Annotated in this window: 1 protein-coding gene; it reads left to right on the forward strand. The window is 42.3% G+C overall.

The window, feature by feature from the left end; all coding sequences use genetic code 11:
* On the forward strand, positions 1–331 hold a 331-nt coding region (locus ACVCZW_RS00310), incomplete at both ends, for a hypothetical protein (protein WP_452231327.1).

The raw sequence follows: 331 nt of genomic DNA on the forward strand, positions 1-331 counted from the left end.
TACTACAGCCGGAACAGTAACTGGAACCGTATATAATGATGAAGATGGTGATGGAACACAAAATGGAACAGAAACCGGATTTACTTCTCCAGTAACTGTATTTGCAGATTTAGATGGCAATGGCGTATTAGACGCAGGAGAGCCAACAGCAACAACAGCAACAGACGGAACCTATACTATAGAAGGAGTGCCAGCAGGAACAGTAGATATCGTAGTAGATACAACTACTTTACCAACAGGAGCAAGTTTAACAGAAGGAACAGAGCCAACATCAGTAACGGTACCAACAAATGGTAGTGTAGATGCAGGAATAGATGGTTATACTACAGCC

The sequence above is a fragment of the Lacinutrix sp. MEBiC02595 genome (assembly GCF_053601555.1).